This is a genomic window from Bradyrhizobium jicamae, assembly GCF_001440395.1.
Lineage (GTDB): Bacteria > Pseudomonadota > Alphaproteobacteria > Rhizobiales > Xanthobacteraceae > Bradyrhizobium > Bradyrhizobium jicamae.
On record NZ_LLXZ01000003.1, the window covers coordinates 25,910 to 41,608 of the forward strand.

The 15,699-nt window shown below is 64.3% G+C and carries 14 protein-coding genes; 5 read left to right on the top strand and 9 right to left on the bottom strand.

The genetic code is table 11. The features are described 5' to 3' along the window. Position 1 precedes the first annotated feature (1 nt). The 5 genes from CQ12_RS00540 to CQ12_RS41570 all read right to left on the bottom strand — a co-directional run bounded on the left by CQ12_RS00540 (position 2) and on the right by CQ12_RS41570 (position 6,072). Positions 2-3,112, bottom strand: coding sequence for an efflux RND transporter permease subunit (locus CQ12_RS00540; protein ID WP_057833418.1), 3,111 nt, complete (start codon positions 3,110-3,112; stop codon positions 2-4). Further along, complete coding sequence (locus CQ12_RS00545; protein WP_057833419.1) at positions 3,109-4,287, bottom strand: efflux RND transporter periplasmic adaptor subunit; 1,179 nt, start codon at positions 4,285-4,287, stop codon at positions 3,109-3,111. Before CQ12_RS00545 ends, CQ12_RS00540 begins: the two co-directional genes overlap by 4 nt. A gap of 28 nt (positions 4,288-4,315) precedes the next feature. Beyond that, on the bottom strand, positions 4,316-5,044 hold the full coding sequence (locus CQ12_RS00550) for a hypothetical protein (RefSeq protein WP_057833420.1): 729 nt from the start codon (positions 5,042-5,044) through the stop codon (positions 4,316-4,318). Between the two features lie 145 nt (positions 5,045-5,189). After that, positions 5,190-5,597: a hypothetical protein gene (locus CQ12_RS00555; protein ID WP_057833421.1), complete on the bottom strand. Its 408-nt coding sequence runs from the start codon at positions 5,595-5,597 to the stop codon at positions 5,190-5,192. 250 nt (positions 5,598-5,847) lie between these two features. Then, positions 5,848-6,072, bottom strand: coding sequence for a hypothetical protein (locus CQ12_RS41570; protein WP_083519049.1), 225 nt, complete (start codon positions 6,070-6,072; stop codon positions 5,848-5,850). A gap of 401 nt (positions 6,073-6,473) precedes the next feature. Between CQ12_RS41570 and CQ12_RS00560 the strand changes: the two genes are divergently transcribed. Together CQ12_RS00560 and CQ12_RS00565 are read left to right on the top strand one after the other, a co-directional pair. Next, positions 6,474-7,151 (top strand): response regulator transcription factor, encoded by a 678-nt coding sequence (locus CQ12_RS00560; protein WP_057833481.1) that lies wholly within the window; start codon positions 6,474-6,476, stop codon positions 7,149-7,151. Between the two features lie 79 nt (positions 7,152-7,230). Then, complete coding sequence (locus CQ12_RS00565) at positions 7,231-8,595, top strand: sensor histidine kinase (protein ID WP_057833422.1); 1,365 nt, start codon at positions 7,231-7,233, stop codon at positions 8,593-8,595. Positions 8,596-8,613: 18 nt separating this feature from the next. On the opposite strand, the gene CQ12_RS00570 is transcribed toward CQ12_RS00565, so the two are convergent. After that, positions 8,614-8,907 carry a hypothetical protein gene (locus CQ12_RS00570; RefSeq protein ID WP_057833423.1) on the bottom strand — a complete coding sequence of 98 codons (294 nt, stop codon included), beginning with the start codon at positions 8,905-8,907 and terminating at the stop codon, positions 8,614-8,616. A gap of 413 nt (positions 8,908-9,320) precedes the next feature. On the opposite strand from CQ12_RS00570, the gene CQ12_RS00575 reads away from it, so the two are divergent. Then, positions 9,321-10,241 carry an RNA polymerase factor sigma-32 gene (locus CQ12_RS00575; RefSeq protein WP_083519050.1) on the top strand — a complete coding sequence of 307 codons (921 nt, stop codon included), beginning with the start codon at positions 9,321-9,323 and terminating at the stop codon, positions 10,239-10,241. Positions 10,242-10,296: 55 nt separating this feature from the next. Here the strand turns inward: CQ12_RS00575 and CQ12_RS00580 are convergent, their stop codons facing one another. Next, positions 10,297-11,493 (bottom strand): acetyl-CoA C-acyltransferase, encoded by a 1,197-nt coding sequence (locus tag CQ12_RS00580; protein ID WP_057833425.1) that lies wholly within the window; start codon positions 11,491-11,493, stop codon positions 10,297-10,299. Between the two features lie 1,108 nt (positions 11,494-12,601). Further along, a complete protein-coding gene (locus tag CQ12_RS45820) occupies positions 12,602-13,093 on the bottom strand; it encodes a hypothetical protein (RefSeq protein WP_245309661.1) in 492 nt (163 codons plus the stop codon). On the opposite strand from CQ12_RS45820, the gene CQ12_RS00585 reads away from it, so the two are divergent. Both CQ12_RS00585 and CQ12_RS00590 read left to right on the top strand, forming a co-directional pair. Then, positions 13,028-14,692: a VTT domain-containing protein gene (locus tag CQ12_RS00585; protein WP_488225997.1), complete on the top strand. Its 1,665-nt coding sequence runs from the start codon at positions 13,028-13,030 to the stop codon at positions 14,690-14,692. The genes CQ12_RS45820 and CQ12_RS00585 overlap by 66 nt on opposite strands. Then, positions 14,689-15,372: an endonuclease/exonuclease/phosphatase family protein gene (locus CQ12_RS00590; RefSeq protein WP_245309662.1), complete on the top strand. Its 684-nt coding sequence runs from the start codon at positions 14,689-14,691 to the stop codon at positions 15,370-15,372. The genes CQ12_RS00585 and CQ12_RS00590 overlap by 4 nt, the downstream gene beginning before the upstream one ends. Positions 15,373-15,505: 133 nt before the next feature. Here CQ12_RS00590 and CQ12_RS00595 read toward each other — a convergent pair whose 3' ends face one another. Further along, positions 15,506-15,697, bottom strand: coding sequence for a hypothetical protein (locus CQ12_RS00595; protein WP_057833427.1), 192 nt, complete (start codon positions 15,695-15,697; stop codon positions 15,506-15,508). Between the last annotated feature and the right edge of the window lie 2 nt (positions 15,698-15,699).

Consider the following 15,699-nt stretch of genomic DNA (forward strand, 5'->3'; position numbering starts at 1 on the left):
GTCATTCGGCCGGCATCAGCTCGGTGCCGCCTTCGGTCGCCGGCTTCCGCTTGCCGAACAGCCAGGTCTGCAGCCGGTCGAGATAAATATAGACCACGGGCGTCGTATAAAGCGTGAGCATCTGCGACACGGCGAGCCCTCCGACGATGGCGTAGCCCAGCGGCTGGCGTATCTCGGAGCCCGCGCCGGTGCCGAGCATCATCGGAACGCCACCGAGCATTGCCGCCATCGTGGTCATGAGAATGGGCCGGAAGCGCATGATGCAGGCGCGATAGATCGCGTCTTCCGCCGACAATCCCTCCTGCTGGCCGACATGCAGGGCAAAATCGACCAGCATGATGCCGTTCTTCTTGACGATGCCGATCAGGAGAATGATGCCGACGATCGCGATCACGCTGAGATCGAGATGGACCGCCATCAATAGCAGCAGCGCGCCGAGCCCCGCCGACGGCAGTGTCGAGATGATGGTGATGGGGTGGATCAGGCTCTCATACAGGATGCCCAGGATCAGATAGATCACGAACAGCGCGGCCACGATCAGGATCGGCGTGGTCGACAGCGAATCCCCGAACGCCTGCGCATTGCCCTGGAAGCTCGTCTGCAGCGACAGCGGTTTGCCGAGTTGGTGCTCGATATTCTGGATGGCGCTGGTCGCTTCGCCGATTGCTGTGCCCGGCAACAGGTTGAAGGAGATCGTCACTGACGGGAACTGGCCCTGGTGGTTGATCACGAGCGGGGCGACCTTGACCACGCTGTCGACCAGCGTCGATAGCGGGACTTCCTGTCCGGTGGAGGATTTCACGTAGATTCCGGTCAGCGCCTCCGGCGAGTACTGGAATTTGGGATTGACCTCCATGATCACATGATACTGGTTCAGGGCCGTGTACATGGTCGAGACGATGCGCTGGCCAAAGGCGTCGTCGAGCGTGTTGTCGATGGTGAAGGGCAGGATGCCGTAGCTCGAGGCCACCTCGCGCTTGATGGCGATGTCGAGCAGGGGACCGGAATTGAGCTGATCGGTCGCGACATCGGTGATCCCAGGGATCTTCTTGATCCTGTCGAGGAACAGCGCCGCCCAGTGGTTCAGCTCGCCGGGATCGGCGTCGCCCAGCGTGTACTGGTACTGGGTTTTCGAGACGCGGCCACCGATGGTGATGTCCTGCGCGGCCTGCATATAGAGCGTGATGCCCTGGATATTCGCCAGGTTTTTCCGCAGCCGGGCAAGCACCGTTTCCATATTGTCGCGCTGGTTGTAGGGCTTCAGCGCGATATAGACGCGGCCGTCGTTGATAGTGGTGTTGCCGCCGCCGGCGCCGATCGCCGAGCCGACGGATGCCACGGCCGGATCCCGGGTAATGGCGTTGAGCAGCGCCTGCTGGCGCTCGGCCATCGCAGAATAGGAAATATCCTGCGCGGCCTCGGACAGGCCGATGATCAGCCCGGTGTCCTGCTGCGGAAAGAAGCCCTTGGGAATGACGACGTAGAGATAGCCGGTCAGGGCGATGGTCGCAAACATCGTCAACAGCGTGATGAAGCGGTGACGAAGCACGATCTTGAGCCCGGCTTCGTAGATTCCAAGCAGGCGATTGAAGCCGCCTTCAAGGATACGGAACAGTCGGCCATGCGTCCTGTTCTCCGGCTTGAGCAGCCGCGCGCACATCATGGGCGTCAAGGTCAGCGAGATCAGAAGCGACAGCACCAGCGCCACGCTGACGGTGACGGCGAATTCGCGGAACAGCAGTCCGACATATCCGCCCATCAGGAACAGCGGAATGAACACGGCGATCAGCGACAGCGTGATCGACATGATGGTGAAGCCGATCTCGCCGGCGCCCTTCAGCGCGGCCTCGAACGGCGTGGCGCCGCCCTCCATGTGGCGCACGATGTTTTCGATCACGACCACGGCGTCGTCGACCACGAAGCCCACGGCGATCGACAGCGCCATCAGCGACAGATTGTCGAGGCTGTAGCCGAGCTCGTAGAGGACGGCGAGGGTACCGACCAGCGACAGCGGGACCGTGACCGCCGGAATGACCGTCGCCCAGAAATTTCTCAGGAAGACGAAGATCACCATCACGACAAGCGCAATCGTCAGCATCAGCGTGAACTGAACGTCGTGGATGGAGGCGCGAACCGTATCGGTGCGGTCGGAGATGACATTGACCTTTATCGCGGGCGGGATCGATGCCTGCAGCACCGGCATCTCTGCCTTGATCCGCTCGACGGTGTCGACGACGTTGGCGCCGGGCTGGCGCTGGATCGCCAGGATGACGGCGCGCCGGTTGTTGTACCAGCCGGCGATCAGGTCGTTCTCCGGCGCGCTGACCGCGCGGCCGACGTCGCGGATGCGGACCGGCGAGCCGTTGCGGTAGGCGATGACGAGATTGGCGTAATCCTCCGCCTTCAGGAGCTGGTCGTTGGTGTTGAGCGTAAAGGTCTGGCTCGGGCTGTTCAGCGTGCCCTTCGGCATGTCGACATTGGCCTGGCCGAGCGCGGTGCGGACGTCCTCGAGATTGATGCCGCGCGCGGCAAGCGCCTGCGGGTCGAGCTGCACGCGCACGGCAGGCTTCTGCTGGCCGCCGATGCCGACCAGGCCGACGCCCGGTATCTGCGAGATCTTCTGCAGCAGGATGTTTTCCGCATAGGCATCCACCGTGGTCAGCGGCAGGCTGTCCGAGGTCAGGCCGAGCACCAGGATCGGCGTATCGGCCGGATTGACCTTGCGGATCGTCGGCGGATAGGGAATGCCGGGCGGCAGAAACGGAGACGCGGCGTTGATCGCCGACAGCGTATCGCTGACCGTCCCGTCGATCTGGCGGTTCAGATCGAACTGCAGCGTGATCTGGGTGTAGCCGAGTGCGCTTGCCGACGTCATCTGGGTGAGGCCCGGAATCTGCCCGAACTGAAGTTCGAGCGGCGTCGCCACCGACGCCGCCATGGTCTGCGGATCGGCGCCCGGCAGCTGCGCCGTGACCTGAAGCGTCGGATAGTTGACGTTCGGCAAGGCCGCGACCGGCAGCAGCGGGTAGGCGACGAGGCCGCCGACCAACAGGCCGACCATCAGGAGCGCGGTCGCGATCGGCCGCTGAATGAACGGTGCGGAAATGTTCATGGGATCACCGCCTGTTGTGCCTGCTGCGTTGCCGCTTCCTCGGCCGCATCGCCGTGCAGGCTCGTGACATGCGTGCCCGGCTGCAGCCGGTATTGTCCATCGACCACGACCTGCTCACCGGCCTTCAGGCCGGAATCGATCAGCGCTTCACCGTCGGTGATCTGCGCGACCTTGAGCGGCCGCATCGCCACGGTGTCGTCCGGCTGGATGACATAGGCATAGGCGCCGTTCGGCCCCTGCTGCACGACGTTGTCGGGAACGGTGAGGCCGTTGTGCCTGATGGCGACGAGCAGCCGCGCGTTCACGAGTTCGCCGGGCCACAGCGCGCGCGACTTGTTGGGGAAGTTGGCCTTGAGCTGGATCGAGCCGGTAGTCTGCAGGATCTCGTTGTTGACCAGCGCGAGTTTGCCTTCGCCGAGCTGCAGCGAATTGTTCTGGTCATAGGCCAGGACAGGCAGCGGCGTCTTGCTGGCCTGCTGCTGCCGCTGGATCTGCGGCAGGACGCCTTCGGGCAGGGTGAAGATCAGCGAGATGGGATCGAGTTGCGTCACCACGACGAGGCCGTTGGTCGTCGTCGGGCTGATGATGTTGCCGACGTCGATCTGGCGAATGCCGACCACGCCGTCGATCGGCGAGGTCAGCCGCGTGTAGCTGAGCTGCACTTTCGCGGCTTCGATCAGCGCCTGATCGGTCTTGATCGCGGCCTCCAGCTGGCCGACTTGCGCCTTCTGGGTCTCGATCAACTGTGGCGTGGCCCAGCCCTTGTCGCCGAGCTGGCTGTAACGCGCGAGATTGGCGCGGGCATTGGTGAGCTGGGCCTGGTCGCGTTCCAGATTGCCTTCGAACTGGTCGATCTGGGCCTGATAGGGACGCGGATCGATTTGCGCGAGCAGGTCGCCGGCATGAACCGTCTGTCCTTCGGTGAAGTTGATGCTGATGAGCTGACCCTGGATCTGGGCCCGCACGACGTCGGTGTTGTAGGCAATCACGGTGCCGACGCCGTTCTGGTAGATCGGCACGTCATGCTGTGCGACCACGCCGGCCACGACCGGAACCGGCGGCGGCGGTGCGGCCGCGACAGCGGCTCTGAACGCATGGGCGTGCGTGAAGTAGAGAAGGCCGCCCGCGGCGACGGCGCCGAACAGGATGGCAGATATTGCGACATTCTTTTTCATGGCTGCTTCTCGCGCGAGGGGTTTTGACTCAACGGAGCATCGTGTTGCCGGCTGCCAGGCCCGGTACCGTATTCGGCACTCCCGTGATGTTCGGGATTCCCGAGACATCGGTGGGCGCGGCGACGGCTGTCGTGTTCGGAGCCGGCAGTGTGATGGCGGGCACCGTCGGGATTGTAGCGATGGTGCTGATCGTGGGCGCGACGGTGATGGTCGGCACGACAGCGGCGGAGCTGACGCCGAGATTGGCAATTTCTGTCGAACCCATCGGAATGCCGGTTCGCGGTATGCCGCCCGGCGTTGTCGGAGACGTCGGCGTCGATGACGCGGCCAGATTGCTCGAGCCGGCGCCGCACATGGCTGAGGTGCCCGACGTGTCGATCAGGGCCGACGTCGGCGGGATGCCCGATGACGACGGCATGGTGGACATCGTGCTCTGCGGCGTAACCGTTCCGACCGCTACGCCGCCACCATCGAAGGTCGCTGCCGATCCGAACATCGTCGACGGGGCTGTGCCGATGGTCGAGCAGGCGGTGCTGCCGATTGTGCCGGTCGCCGCGATCGGCATGGGACTTACGCCGGGCGAGGCGATTTCCGTTGCGCCAAACGGGATGCCGGTGCCGCCGACCGGCGCGCTCGGCACCATGCCGAGCGGAGAAGTCGACGCGAGCGAAGGCGTCGGCATCACCGCGGCCTGTTGGGCAAAGGCCTCGCCGCACAGCAAGGCCGTGGCTGCCGTGATCATCAGGAAACGTTTCATGTCGCTCTCCGGTGCCGTTCGATCGGCACGACAAACGCGTAGGCAAAGTTGTCGGGCTATTGGGAAGCCGGTCCGGAGGACGCCAGGAAGACCGGAAAAACGTCCTCCGAACCGACGCCCGCGCGCGGGGGCCAGCGCGGCGGGTTCAGCTGCAGCTCAGCGGCAACGGGCTGTTGGGATGCAGGACGTACCAGTCGTAGCAATCGGGATAGCCGTAATAGTAGCCGTAGCCCGGCCCGTATCGGTCGAAGCGATGGAAGGCGTGCTGGTGGAGTCCGAAGCCATGCGCGCCGATGTGACCGACGCTGCCGATATGGCCTTCACCGAGGCCGCCCAGATGTTCGCCGCCGATGCCGCCAAAATGGCCGTCGCCAAAGCCTCCCATGTGACCGCCACCGCCAAAGCCGCCGCCCATATGGCCGCCGCCGAAGCCGCCACCACCGAAACCTCCGCCATGACCGCCGCCACCACCGCCGCCGCGGGCTTCAGCCGCGCCGGTCACCAGGCTCGAAGCAAGAAGAGCTGTTGCCAGTATCGTGATCATCCGTTTCATCGTGACACTCCTTTTCAGTCAGATTGTTCGGCGCCGCGACGCGCGAGTTTGGGTCGGTCGCGCGGACGAAACGTCGGATGAGTGACAGGTAGGTGCGATGCACAAGGCATCCATTAAATTCGGCGTTAGGTGCGTTCACGAACCGGAGCACGGGCTTCAAAGGCGAATGCTTTTGGCGCGCAGCAAAGAAGACGGGCTGGCGAGGGAAACCTCGCCAGCCCGTCATATCAGTCACATCGCAGCGCGCGGATCAGTAATCCGTATTGGGCTCACAAGGCGGCACGGTCCACGGTTGAGTGGCATAGGCGCCGACATCAGGTGCGCGGACGCAGCTATCGCCCGAACGCATGACGGACGTCATATTCGCGTTGTCGTTGGTTACGACATGCCGCGAGGTGTGTGTGGCGGCGAGCGCCGGAGTGGCGAGGGCGGCTGCGGCGAGTAACGCAGCCGACAGGAGTTTTACGTTGCGCATGGGTGGTCTCCATAGGGTGAGGGAAGCCAGGCTGGCTTCTGCCTGTGACGTGCGGCCCGCGCGTCGTCATCCAAAGGAATATCGCTTCACGCACCTTCAACTCGGCGTGACGGCGAAGCGGGCCCCGGTCCTGCCCAAAAGCGCGTCGGCCGGACCGGGCAATGCAGGCCCGCCGCTTCATTAAATTGCTATTTATTGGCGCGATGCCCCGGCGAAGGCTAACTGTCTCGGGCGGGCCCGCTGTGCTCGTACCGAGGCGGCGGAATGGCCGCCGGGCGGATGGCGCCTGCCCGATCCCGGAAGGGATGGCTGCGCTGTCCGGCTCCCTGAATTGTGCGGCGGACGTCGCCATTGCCACCTGACGGCGAGAGGGTATCTTGATGGCAAATCGGACCGATCAGATGACGAAGGTTCTTCTCATAGAGGATGACGACGAGACGGCGGGGGAAATCACCGCCGAGCTCGCCGATCGCGGTTTTGAGGTGGAATGGTCGTCCGACGGACTGGACGGTCTCGCCAAGGCGCGCGACTTGCGGCCGGATGCCATGATCGTCGACCGCCTGCTGCCGGGAATGGATGGCCTTACCGTCATCGAATCCCTGCGGAAGGATCAGGTGCGCACGCCGGTCCTGGTGCTGAGCGCGCTTGGCGCGGTCGATGACCGCGTGCGCGGATTGCGGATGGGGGGCGACGACTACCTCACCAAGCCGTTTGCGATCGTCGAACTGGTCGCGCGAATAGAGGCGTTGCTGCGCCGCCCGCCGGAAACGCGCGAGACCAAACTGCGCGTCGGCCAGCTCGAGCTCGACCTGATCGAGCGCACGGCAAGGCGCGGCGAGCGCAAGATCGACCTGTTGCCGCGCGAGTTTCGCCTGCTTGAGTACATGATGCGGCGGAGCGACCAGCTCCTGACGCGGGCGATGCTGCTCGAGGAGGTCTGGAACTACAAATTCGTTCCGGCCACCAACCTGGTCGACGTCCACATGGGCCGCGTGCGGCACAAGGTCGACGGTGCGGGCGACACCCCGATGATCCACAATGTCCGCGGTGCAGGATTCATTCTGCGCGCCGTGCCCTGACTGTTTTCTGGCGACCTTGCCGGACGCCCACGCCGTCGGGCCGGCAAGGTAATCGGACGGCAAGCCCGGGAAGTTTCAGTTGCAGTTCATCCGCTCGAAGACATTTCACTGGACCTCGGTGCTGGCGGGTCTGTTCGCAATCTTCGTCATCATACTGTTCGGGTTCATCTACTTCAGGATCGACGATTATCTGATCGCGCGCTCCGATCGCATGATCACCACACAGGCCGGCTTCTTTGCCGGACTGCCGCGCGCGCGCATGATCAGCGCGCTCGACGATCATCTCGAGCAGGATTCGCGCGGCGTTCAGTTCTCCGGCGTATTCGATGCCGGGAGGAATCGGCTTGCCGGCAATGTCGCGGCGCTGCCGGACGGACTCGATATCGGCGCACCGGCACGCAGCGTGCCGCTGGTGCGTCTCGACAGCAAGGAGGCCGGTGCGACATCGGTCAGGACCGTCGCGCGGCGTCTTGATAACGGCGACATATTGGTGATCGGGCGAAACGTCGATGAAACCGCGGAGGTTTTCCGGGTCGTCGGCGCTGCGCTCGCGCTCGGCCTGTTGCCTGCATTCTGTCTGTGGTTGCTGGCCGGTGCCTGGCTGAGCGCGCGGTCCCGGAGGCGGGTCGAGGAGGTCAATCTGCGGGTCCAGCGCATCATCGCCGGAGATCTGCGCGAGCGGCTGCCGCACCGGAATGTCGATGAGCCGTTCTCGCGGCTCGCCGCCATCGTCAACGGCATGCTCGACGAGCTGGAGACCACGATCAACGCGCTGGCCGGTGTCGGCAACGACATCGCCCACGACCTGCGAACGCCGCTGACGCGCGCACGTTTGACGCTCGAGCGCGGCCGCACCAACGCGACTACCCTGGAGCAACTCCAGCAGGCCGCCGACAAGGCCATCGCCGGCATCGACCAGTCGCTGTCGATCGTCACGGCGCTGTTGCGGCTCGCCGAGATCGAGAACAGCCGCCGGTCATCCGCATTCGGCGACGTTGCACTCGGCGAGATGTTGCGCGAAGTCTGCGACATGTATGAGCCGATTGCCGAAGACAAGCAGGTTGCCCTCAGCGTCAACATACCAGCCGCGCTATCCGTGCGCGGCGACCGGGATTTGCTGCTGGAAGCAGTCGCCAACCTCGTCGATAACGCGATCAAGTTCACGCCTCGGAACGGAAGCGTGGAGCTCGAGCTTATGCGCGGCGAAGGGGAGACCATCCTGCGGGTGAGGGATACGGGTCCGGGGATCAGCGCGGAAGAACACGAAGCCGTGCTGCGGCGGTTCTATCGCTCGGACAAGATCCGCAATACGCCCGGTGTCGGCCTCGGACTCAACCTGGTTTCGGCGATCGTAAAGCTGCATGGATTTCGCCTGATCATCCACCCCGGCCCGGGAGGCCGGGTGGAGATCGTTTGCCCCGATGAGCAAGGCGGTCGGACATAGGATCGCTGCCCGTCACCGTTACCCATGCCGGCGGCCGTCGTGCTCGGCGCGGGATGCGTGGTGGACGCGCCGATGATGCCAGACGGTGGGACCGGTCATGCCGCTGTCTCGTTCGTTATAGGCCTGCAGCACCGAGGGCGGCTGCCCTTCCAACCTGTAGGCCGGCGTGGGCGCCCCGCCATTCAGCACATCCAGATTCGGGTAATAGAACGCGAAGGCACCCGGCTCCTGGATGGCTTCCTGCGCGAGGGCTGGTGCCGCCGCCAGCATCGACAGCAATCCCGCGACGGCGATTGTCTTGATTGAGGTCATTGTTCTTCTCCATATGTCGATGCGAGGATTCGCGGGACGCGCAAGCGCGGCCGTGTGCCGCGACGGGCTCCGTCCCTCGAACGTGAACTGCTCGCTTGAAGCTGCATCGCTTGGCGGATGCATGTGGAGATGTAGGGCGGGCGCGACGTCGTCCCACTAAATTGCGTTTTACAAAGCTCAACTGATCTTGTGCGGGGAGGCGGCTGCTTCGAGCTCGCGCGAGCTCGCAGAAAGCTCACTGATCGATGTTTTGCGATCTCGCCCACAACACGATCGCGCGATCTTGAGGCCGGGATCGAAGCGTTCGCGGACGCTAACAGCGAATTTAGATTCCTCAATTCCAATTTAATGGCCGCGTTGCGGTGCTTCTCCTAGGTTCTCCCGTGCCGGACCTGATGGATTTGGAGCCACCCATGAACGCCCACAGCACAAGTTTGATGTCGGACAAGCGGGAGATGTTGACCGCGGACAGATCGCAAGACCTCGTCGGTGAATACGCATCTCTCATCAAGCGATACGCTCTGCTCGAACCGGCACGCGAGCAGCAGCTTGCCCGACGCTGGCAGGATCATCGCGACCGCGCGGCTACCGACGTGCTCGTCACCAGCCATCTCCGGCTCGCCGCGAAGGTCGCGCGCCGCTACCAGAGATACGACCTTCCGCTCGCCGATCTGATCGGCGAGGCCAATCTCGGCCTCGTCATCGCGGCCTCGCATTTCGAGCCTGGCCGTGGCGCCCGGTTTTCGAGCTATGCGCTATGGTGGATCAAGGCAGCGATCCACGATTACATTCTGCGGTCGCGGTCGCTGGTCAAGATCGGGACGACGACGGCCCAGCGAAAGCTGTTCTTCGGCCTGAAGCGCGCCATGCGCAAGTTCGGAGGCGATAGGGAAGGGCTCACGCAGGAAGTGGCCGAGGCCGTCGCGCGCGAACTCGCCGTCCCCGTTCGCGAGGTGATGGAGATGCACAGCCGTCTGACCGGAGACCTCTCGCTGAATGTGCCGATCGGCGACGATGGACCGGCCGAATGGGAGGCAATGCTGGTCGATCAGTCGCCGGATGCCGAGGCGATCGTCACCGGTCAGGACGAAAGTACGCAACGGACCAGGGCGCTCCATTCAGCGCTAGATGTGCTGAACGGGCGGGAGCGGCGCGTGTTCGAGGCCCGCCGGATGAGCGAGAATCCACCGAGCCTGGAGGACCTCGGGCGCGAGCTGTCGATCTCCGGCGAGCGCGTGCGGCAGATCGAAACGCTGGCGTTCGAAAAGGTCAGGCGTGCGGCGACCAGGCATTTGAGAGCCGCCTCCCTCCCGGCGAGTAAGATGGCGGCTTGAAAGGAAAGAAGCGAGCGACAGCGTTCGCGCCGCTCGCTTCCTTCAGATCGCCCGATCAGCGCACCATGCGCTCGACGGCGATGGCGGTGGCTTCACCGCCGCCGATGCACAGCGCGGCGACGCCGCGTTTCAGATTGCGCGCTTCCAGCGCATGCAGCAGCGTCACGATCAAGCGCGCACCGGTGGCGCCGATCGGATGGCCGAGTGCGCAGGCACCGCCATTGACGTTGAGTTTCTCTGCGGGGATGCCGAGATCCTTCTGCGCCGCCATGGCGACCACGGCAAACGCTTCGTTGATCTCGAACAAATCCACGTCGGAGACCGACCAGCCGACCTTGTCGAGCAGCTTGCGGATGGCCGGGATCGGCGCGGTCGTGAACCATTGCGGCTCCTGGCTGTGGGTGGCGTGGCCCTTGATCTCCGCCAGCACCGGCAATCCCTCGCGATCGGCGAGCGAGAGCTTGGCCAGAACGAGCGCGGTGGCGCCGTCGGCGTTGGCGGAGGAGGCGGCCGGCGTGATGGTGCCGCCCGCGCGGAACGCCGGCTTCAATCCGGGAATCTTGGCAGGGTCCACCTTGAGCGGATGCTCGTCGCTGGCGATGATGCGCGGACCGGCTTTCTCGGCCAGCGTAATCGGCGCGATCTCGGCTTTGAACACGCCGCTCTCCACCGCCCTGCGTGCGCGGGTCAGCGTCTCGATCGCGTAAGCGTCCTGGTCCTTGCGCGTGAATTGATAGGCTTCCGCGGTCGCCTCGCCGAAATCGCCCATCGAGCGTCCGGTCTCGTAGGCGTCTTCCAATCCGTCCATCATCATGTGATCGATGATCCGGTCATGGCCGGCGCGGTAGCCGCCACGCGCTTTCGCGAGCAGGTAGGGCGCATTGCTCATGCTCTCCATGCCGCCGGACAGTACGATGTTGGCGGAGCCGGCGTTGATGATGTCGTGGGCCAGCATGGTCGCCTTCATGCCGGAGCCGCAGACCTTGTTGACGGTGGTGGCGCCGGTGGCGTCGGGCAGGCCCGCGCCGCGCGCGGCCTGTCGCGCCGGGGCCTGGCCCTGTCCGGCCGGCAGCACATTGCCCATGAAGACCTCATCGATGCGTTCCGGCGCGAGTTGCGCCCGCTCCAGCGCCGCGCCGATCACGTGAGCCCCGAGTTTGTGCGCGCTGAAGGGAGACAGTTCGCCCATGAAGCGGCCAAGCGGCGTGCGGGCGGCGGAAAGGATAATGACGGGATCGGTGGCTGCGGACATGACGGGTTCTCCTGTTCGGTTACGGGTTATTGTATGATGATAATCATATATTACGTCATTGCAAAGAGGTGCCGCCCGTCGCGGGGGGCGCGATCCATCTGAAAAGTTCCTCGAAAGTTCTTTGCGGGATACGGCCGGGAGCGGCCGCTTTCCGATCCTGAGAGGTTGCCGGTCTCCGCGACACACGGTAGCGCCGGTGAACGCAGGCGTGTTGGCTCCCTCCGATCGGATGTTGAGCCTCGCGGCGTCGAAAGGGTTAACACCAATGATCCCCGCACCTGCGCCGATGGCGTTCAGTCCGGGAACTTGATCGATGCTATGCTTTGCCCTGCAAGAAGAAGCCACTCGAAACTGAGCCTCGGTGAATGCCAGCCCCCCGTCCGATGGCGACCCCGGAACAGTCCCCCTGTGGCCGGGGCCTCTTTTGGCGCGAAAGCTTCCCCGGTCAGAATAGCGTTTGCCGAGCTGTGCGGATTGCATGGCGAAGCTTGGGCGAGTTGCGGAAAATCAATACCGCGCTGTTGGCCGCAATCGAACCGGCGAGCGGACCGTCGGTGAGGAAGTGGCGCATTGGCGGGCCATACCGGACCGGCAGGCCTCGGACGATTCGATCTCAGCGTAGGGCGGGATAATGAATGCCGCAAAAGCGCGTGGCCCCAGAACCGGACCCCGTAAAGGGGCATCGGATCAACAGCCTGCGCTGCCTGCAGGGACCCGTGTCAGGACGAGTGCGCTCGGAGCGATGCGATGCCCAAATCTTGCCGGCCGGGAAGCGGTTGTCGTCGGCTCGGGTCGTTATCGCAGCACCGTCCGCGTCATGTTCGACGGCTTCAAGTCGCCGACATCGCTGCATGGCAGCTACATCGAACCCGTGGTGGAGGAAGAAGGTTCTTCCACCCAGGCCAGCGCGGTACGCCCGGACGCCGGCTCTACCCGACCGGGAGAAGCCGGCGTCCACGTACGGGGTCGGCGATTTCGTTGAGGCACCAGGTTCCGTCCGGCTGGAACTCTCCTGGCCGCAAACCGTTGATTTGCCGGCGGGCGAATTTGCGTCTTTCGATCCCGCATCTGCTTCCATGTTCTGTCGAGGTGTCGCCTGCTGCGAAGCTCATCCATCCTCGTCCCGGGTAAGACCGTCTGGAGAAGGTGCAAGGCAAGGCGGCTGGCAATTCTCAACGACGCGGCCGCGTATTTCGCCACTCTGCGGGAAGCGCTGCTGCGCGCGACGCGGCAGGTCTACATCATCGGTTGGGACATCCACAGCCAGACCCGCTTTGTCGGGCCTTCCGGCCATGCGGAGGACGGCTATCCCGAACAACTCGGGGCGTTTCTCAAGGCGCTGCTGAGAGAGCGGCCCGACCTGCGCATCAACATCCTGAGCTGGAATTTTCCGGCGCTGTACGCGGCGGAGCGGGAGTGGAATTCCGCCGCCAAATTCACCCTGGACGCATCGGACCGGCTCCGTTTCTGCTTCGATTCCAGTCTTCCCCTGGGCTCGGCGCAGCATCAGAAAATCGTCGTCATCGACGGCGCGCTGGCGTTTTCCGGCGGTCTCGACCTGACGATCCGGCGCTGGGACACCAGCGAGCACAAAATCCATCACCCGCTACGGGCCGATCCCGACGGCAAGCCGTATCCGCCGTTTCACGACGTGCAATGCATGGTGGATGGCGAAGCCGCGGCCAGCCTGACGGAAGTGGTGGAGAACAGATGGCGGGCCGCCGGCTGCACGGTCGAAACCTCGGAGGGTGTCGCTGATGACCGCTGGCCGGCCTCGGTGCCGGTGCAGTGCCGGGGCATGACGGTCGGCATCGCGCGGACCGAGATCGCAACCGCAAGCGATGCCGGCGTCAACGAGGTCGCGCGGTTGTTCGAGGCCTCGATCAATGTGGCTGATCGTTTCATCTATATCGAGAATCAGTTTACCAGCGCCGCCGACATCGCGCGCCTGTTGGCGCAGCGGATGCTCGACGTGCCGCAGCTTCGCGTCCTGATCGTGACGCCGAAGATGCATTCGTCCTGGTTCGAATCGCAGGCGATGCAGAGCGGCCGCGGCGGATTCATCGCGCCGTTTGTGGCGGCCGGCGTCATGGACCGGATCCGCTTTCTCTATCCATCGACGCAGGATGGGGGCGAAGCCGCCGCCGTCATGGTGCACAGCAAGGTGATGATCGTCGACGACCGCATCCTGCGCGTCGGTTCGGCCAATCTCAACAATCGCTCGATGGGGGCCGACACCGAATGCGACCTTGCGTTCGAGGCGACGTCCGAGGCGCATCGCAAATGTATCGAAAGGATCCGCCGTCAACTGATCGGTCATTTCTGCGGCGTCGATGAGGAGGAGATCGCAAGCAACGAGGCCGATCTCCTTGGATATCTCGATCGCCTGGGCGAAGGCGGCGGCGCGAAATCGCTTCAGCCGATCGATCCGGCCGCGACCGCCGGCAGCATGGCGACCATGGTGCAGCCGGTCGCCGATCCCAGGGAGCCGCTTCATCTCGACCGTGCCGCGACGCGCATGTGGACGCCGAGAACGATCTTGGCCGTAACCGGACTGGCCGCGGCGCTCGCCGGCCTGGCGTTGATCTGGCAGTACACGCCGTTGCGCGATTTCACCGATGTCGGCTTCGTCTCCTCGGTCATTTCGCAGCCCGCGCGCTCGCAATTCGCGCCGCTGTTTGCGATTGCCGCCTTCGTCGTCGGCGGGCTGGTGGTGTTTCCGGTGCTGGTCTTGATCGCAGCAACATCGGCGGCGCTCGGGCCGTGGCTGGGGTTCTTCAGCGCCGGCGTCGGCGTGCTGCTTAGCGCGCTCACGCTGTTTTCGATCGGCCGTGTGCTGGGCCAGGCGCGGCTGCAGCGGCTGCTCGGCCGCCGGGCTGCAAGGGTGCAGGGCCGCATCATCGGCAAGGGGGTCGTCGCTGTCGCCATGATCCGGATGGTGCCGATCGCCCCGTTCTCGATCGTGAACGTCGTGGCGGGCGCCAGCAAGCTCAGCCTGCGCGATTTTCTGCTCGGCACCGCGCTGGGCATGGCGCCGGGGATCGCGGTGATGGCCGCGCTCGGTGCGCAGATCGCAGATCTCGCCCGGAATGCCTCGTGGGCGAATGCGCTGCTGCTGGCACTGGCGATTCTGGCCTGGATCGCGCTGTGCCTTGGCGTGCAGTTCCTGGTAACGTGGATGGCGGGACGACGAACGTGACGGCTACGCTGCGCATCATGACGTGGAACGTCCACGGCACCTTCAACCTCAATCCGAAGTTCGATGTGGACGGCGTTTGTTCGGTGATCCGGCACTGGTCGCCTGACGTGGTGGCGCTGCAGGAGGTCGATTCGCGCGGGCGCACCGACGATCCCTTCGTTCAATTGGCGAAGGCCGTCGGAGACCACCGCATCGATGCCCGCTCGATCATCACCAAGGACGGCGATTACGGCCAGGCGCTGTTGAGCCGCTGGCCCTTCGTCGAACCACCGACGGTGATCGACGTGTCATATCGGGAACGCGAGCCCCGCCGGGCCATTGCCGCGCGCATATTGTCGGACTTCGGCGAGCTGAAGGTCATTGCCACCCATCTCGGCCTGAGCATCCATGAACGGCACGCCCAGGCGCATGCTTTGATCGACCTGGTGCAGCCGACGCGAACAATCGTGCTCGGCGATTTCAACGACTGGTTCTGGGTGAAGTCGGTGCGGGGCGTGCTGGCGCGGATCTGCCCGGTCCGGACCCGGCTGCGGACGTTTCCCGCAAGATTGCCGATGATGCGGCTGGACCGGATCTATGCCTCGCGCGATCTGATCATCCGCTCGGCCTGGACCGATCGCAAGGCCCGCGCCTATTCGGACCATCTGCCCGTGATCGCCGACGTCATGTTTCCGGACTAGAGCATGATCCGGAAAAGTGTGTAGCGGTTTTCCCTTGCGACAAATGCGAACGCGTTTGCGCGGAGATCATGCTCAAACAAAAAGATGGAGCGGGATGACGATTCGAAGAAAAGTCATCCCGCTTTAAGTGACATCAGGCGGGCTTGGCCGGATGCTGCGTTCTCGGATGGCGCTCATGCAACAGCCTCGCCAGATCGTGACGCAGCTCGGACCGGTCGCGCATGGCGGTCTCGAACAGCGCTTCCTGGATGTCGCGCGGCATGTCACCCCAGACCGCCATCGCGGCCTCGCCGAGCAAAGATGCAAAGGTCTGTTCGCTGGTCATGT

Coding starts and splice junctions, on each gene's coding strand:
- CQ12_RS00540 (WP_057833418.1), bottom strand. CDS start 3,112: ATGAACATTTCCGCACCGTTCATTCAGCGGCCGATCGCGACCGCGCTC.
- CQ12_RS00545 (WP_057833419.1), bottom strand. CDS start 4,287: ATGAAAAAGAATGTCGCAATATCTGCCATCCTGTTCGGCGCCGTCGCC.
- CQ12_RS00550 (WP_057833420.1), bottom strand. CDS start 5,044: ATGAAACGTTTCCTGATGATCACGGCAGCCACGGCCTTGCTGTGCGGC.
- CQ12_RS00555 (WP_057833421.1), bottom strand. CDS start 5,597: ATGAAACGGATGATCACGATACTGGCAACAGCTCTTCTTGCTTCGAGC.
- CQ12_RS41570 (WP_083519049.1), bottom strand. CDS start 6,072: ATGCGCAACGTAAAACTCCTGTCGGCTGCGTTACTCGCCGCAGCCGCC.
- CQ12_RS00560 (WP_057833481.1), top strand. CDS start 6,474: ATGACGAAGGTTCTTCTCATAGAGGATGACGACGAGACGGCGGGGGAA.
- CQ12_RS00570 (WP_057833423.1), bottom strand. CDS start 8,907: ATGACCTCAATCAAGACAATCGCCGTCGCGGGATTGCTGTCGATGCTG.
- CQ12_RS00575 (WP_083519050.1), top strand. CDS start 9,321: ATGAACGCCCACAGCACAAGTTTGATGTCGGACAAGCGGGAGATGTTG.
- CQ12_RS00580 (WP_057833425.1), bottom strand. CDS start 11,493: ATGTCCGCAGCCACCGATCCCGTCATTATCCTTTCCGCCGCCCGCACG.
- CQ12_RS45820 (WP_245309661.1), bottom strand. CDS start 13,093: ATGGATTTTGTGCTCGCTGGTGTCCCAGCGCCGGATCGTCAGGTCGAG.
- CQ12_RS00595 (WP_057833427.1), bottom strand. CDS start 15,697: ATGACCAGCGAACAGACCTTTGCATCTTTGCTCGGCGAGGCCGCGATG.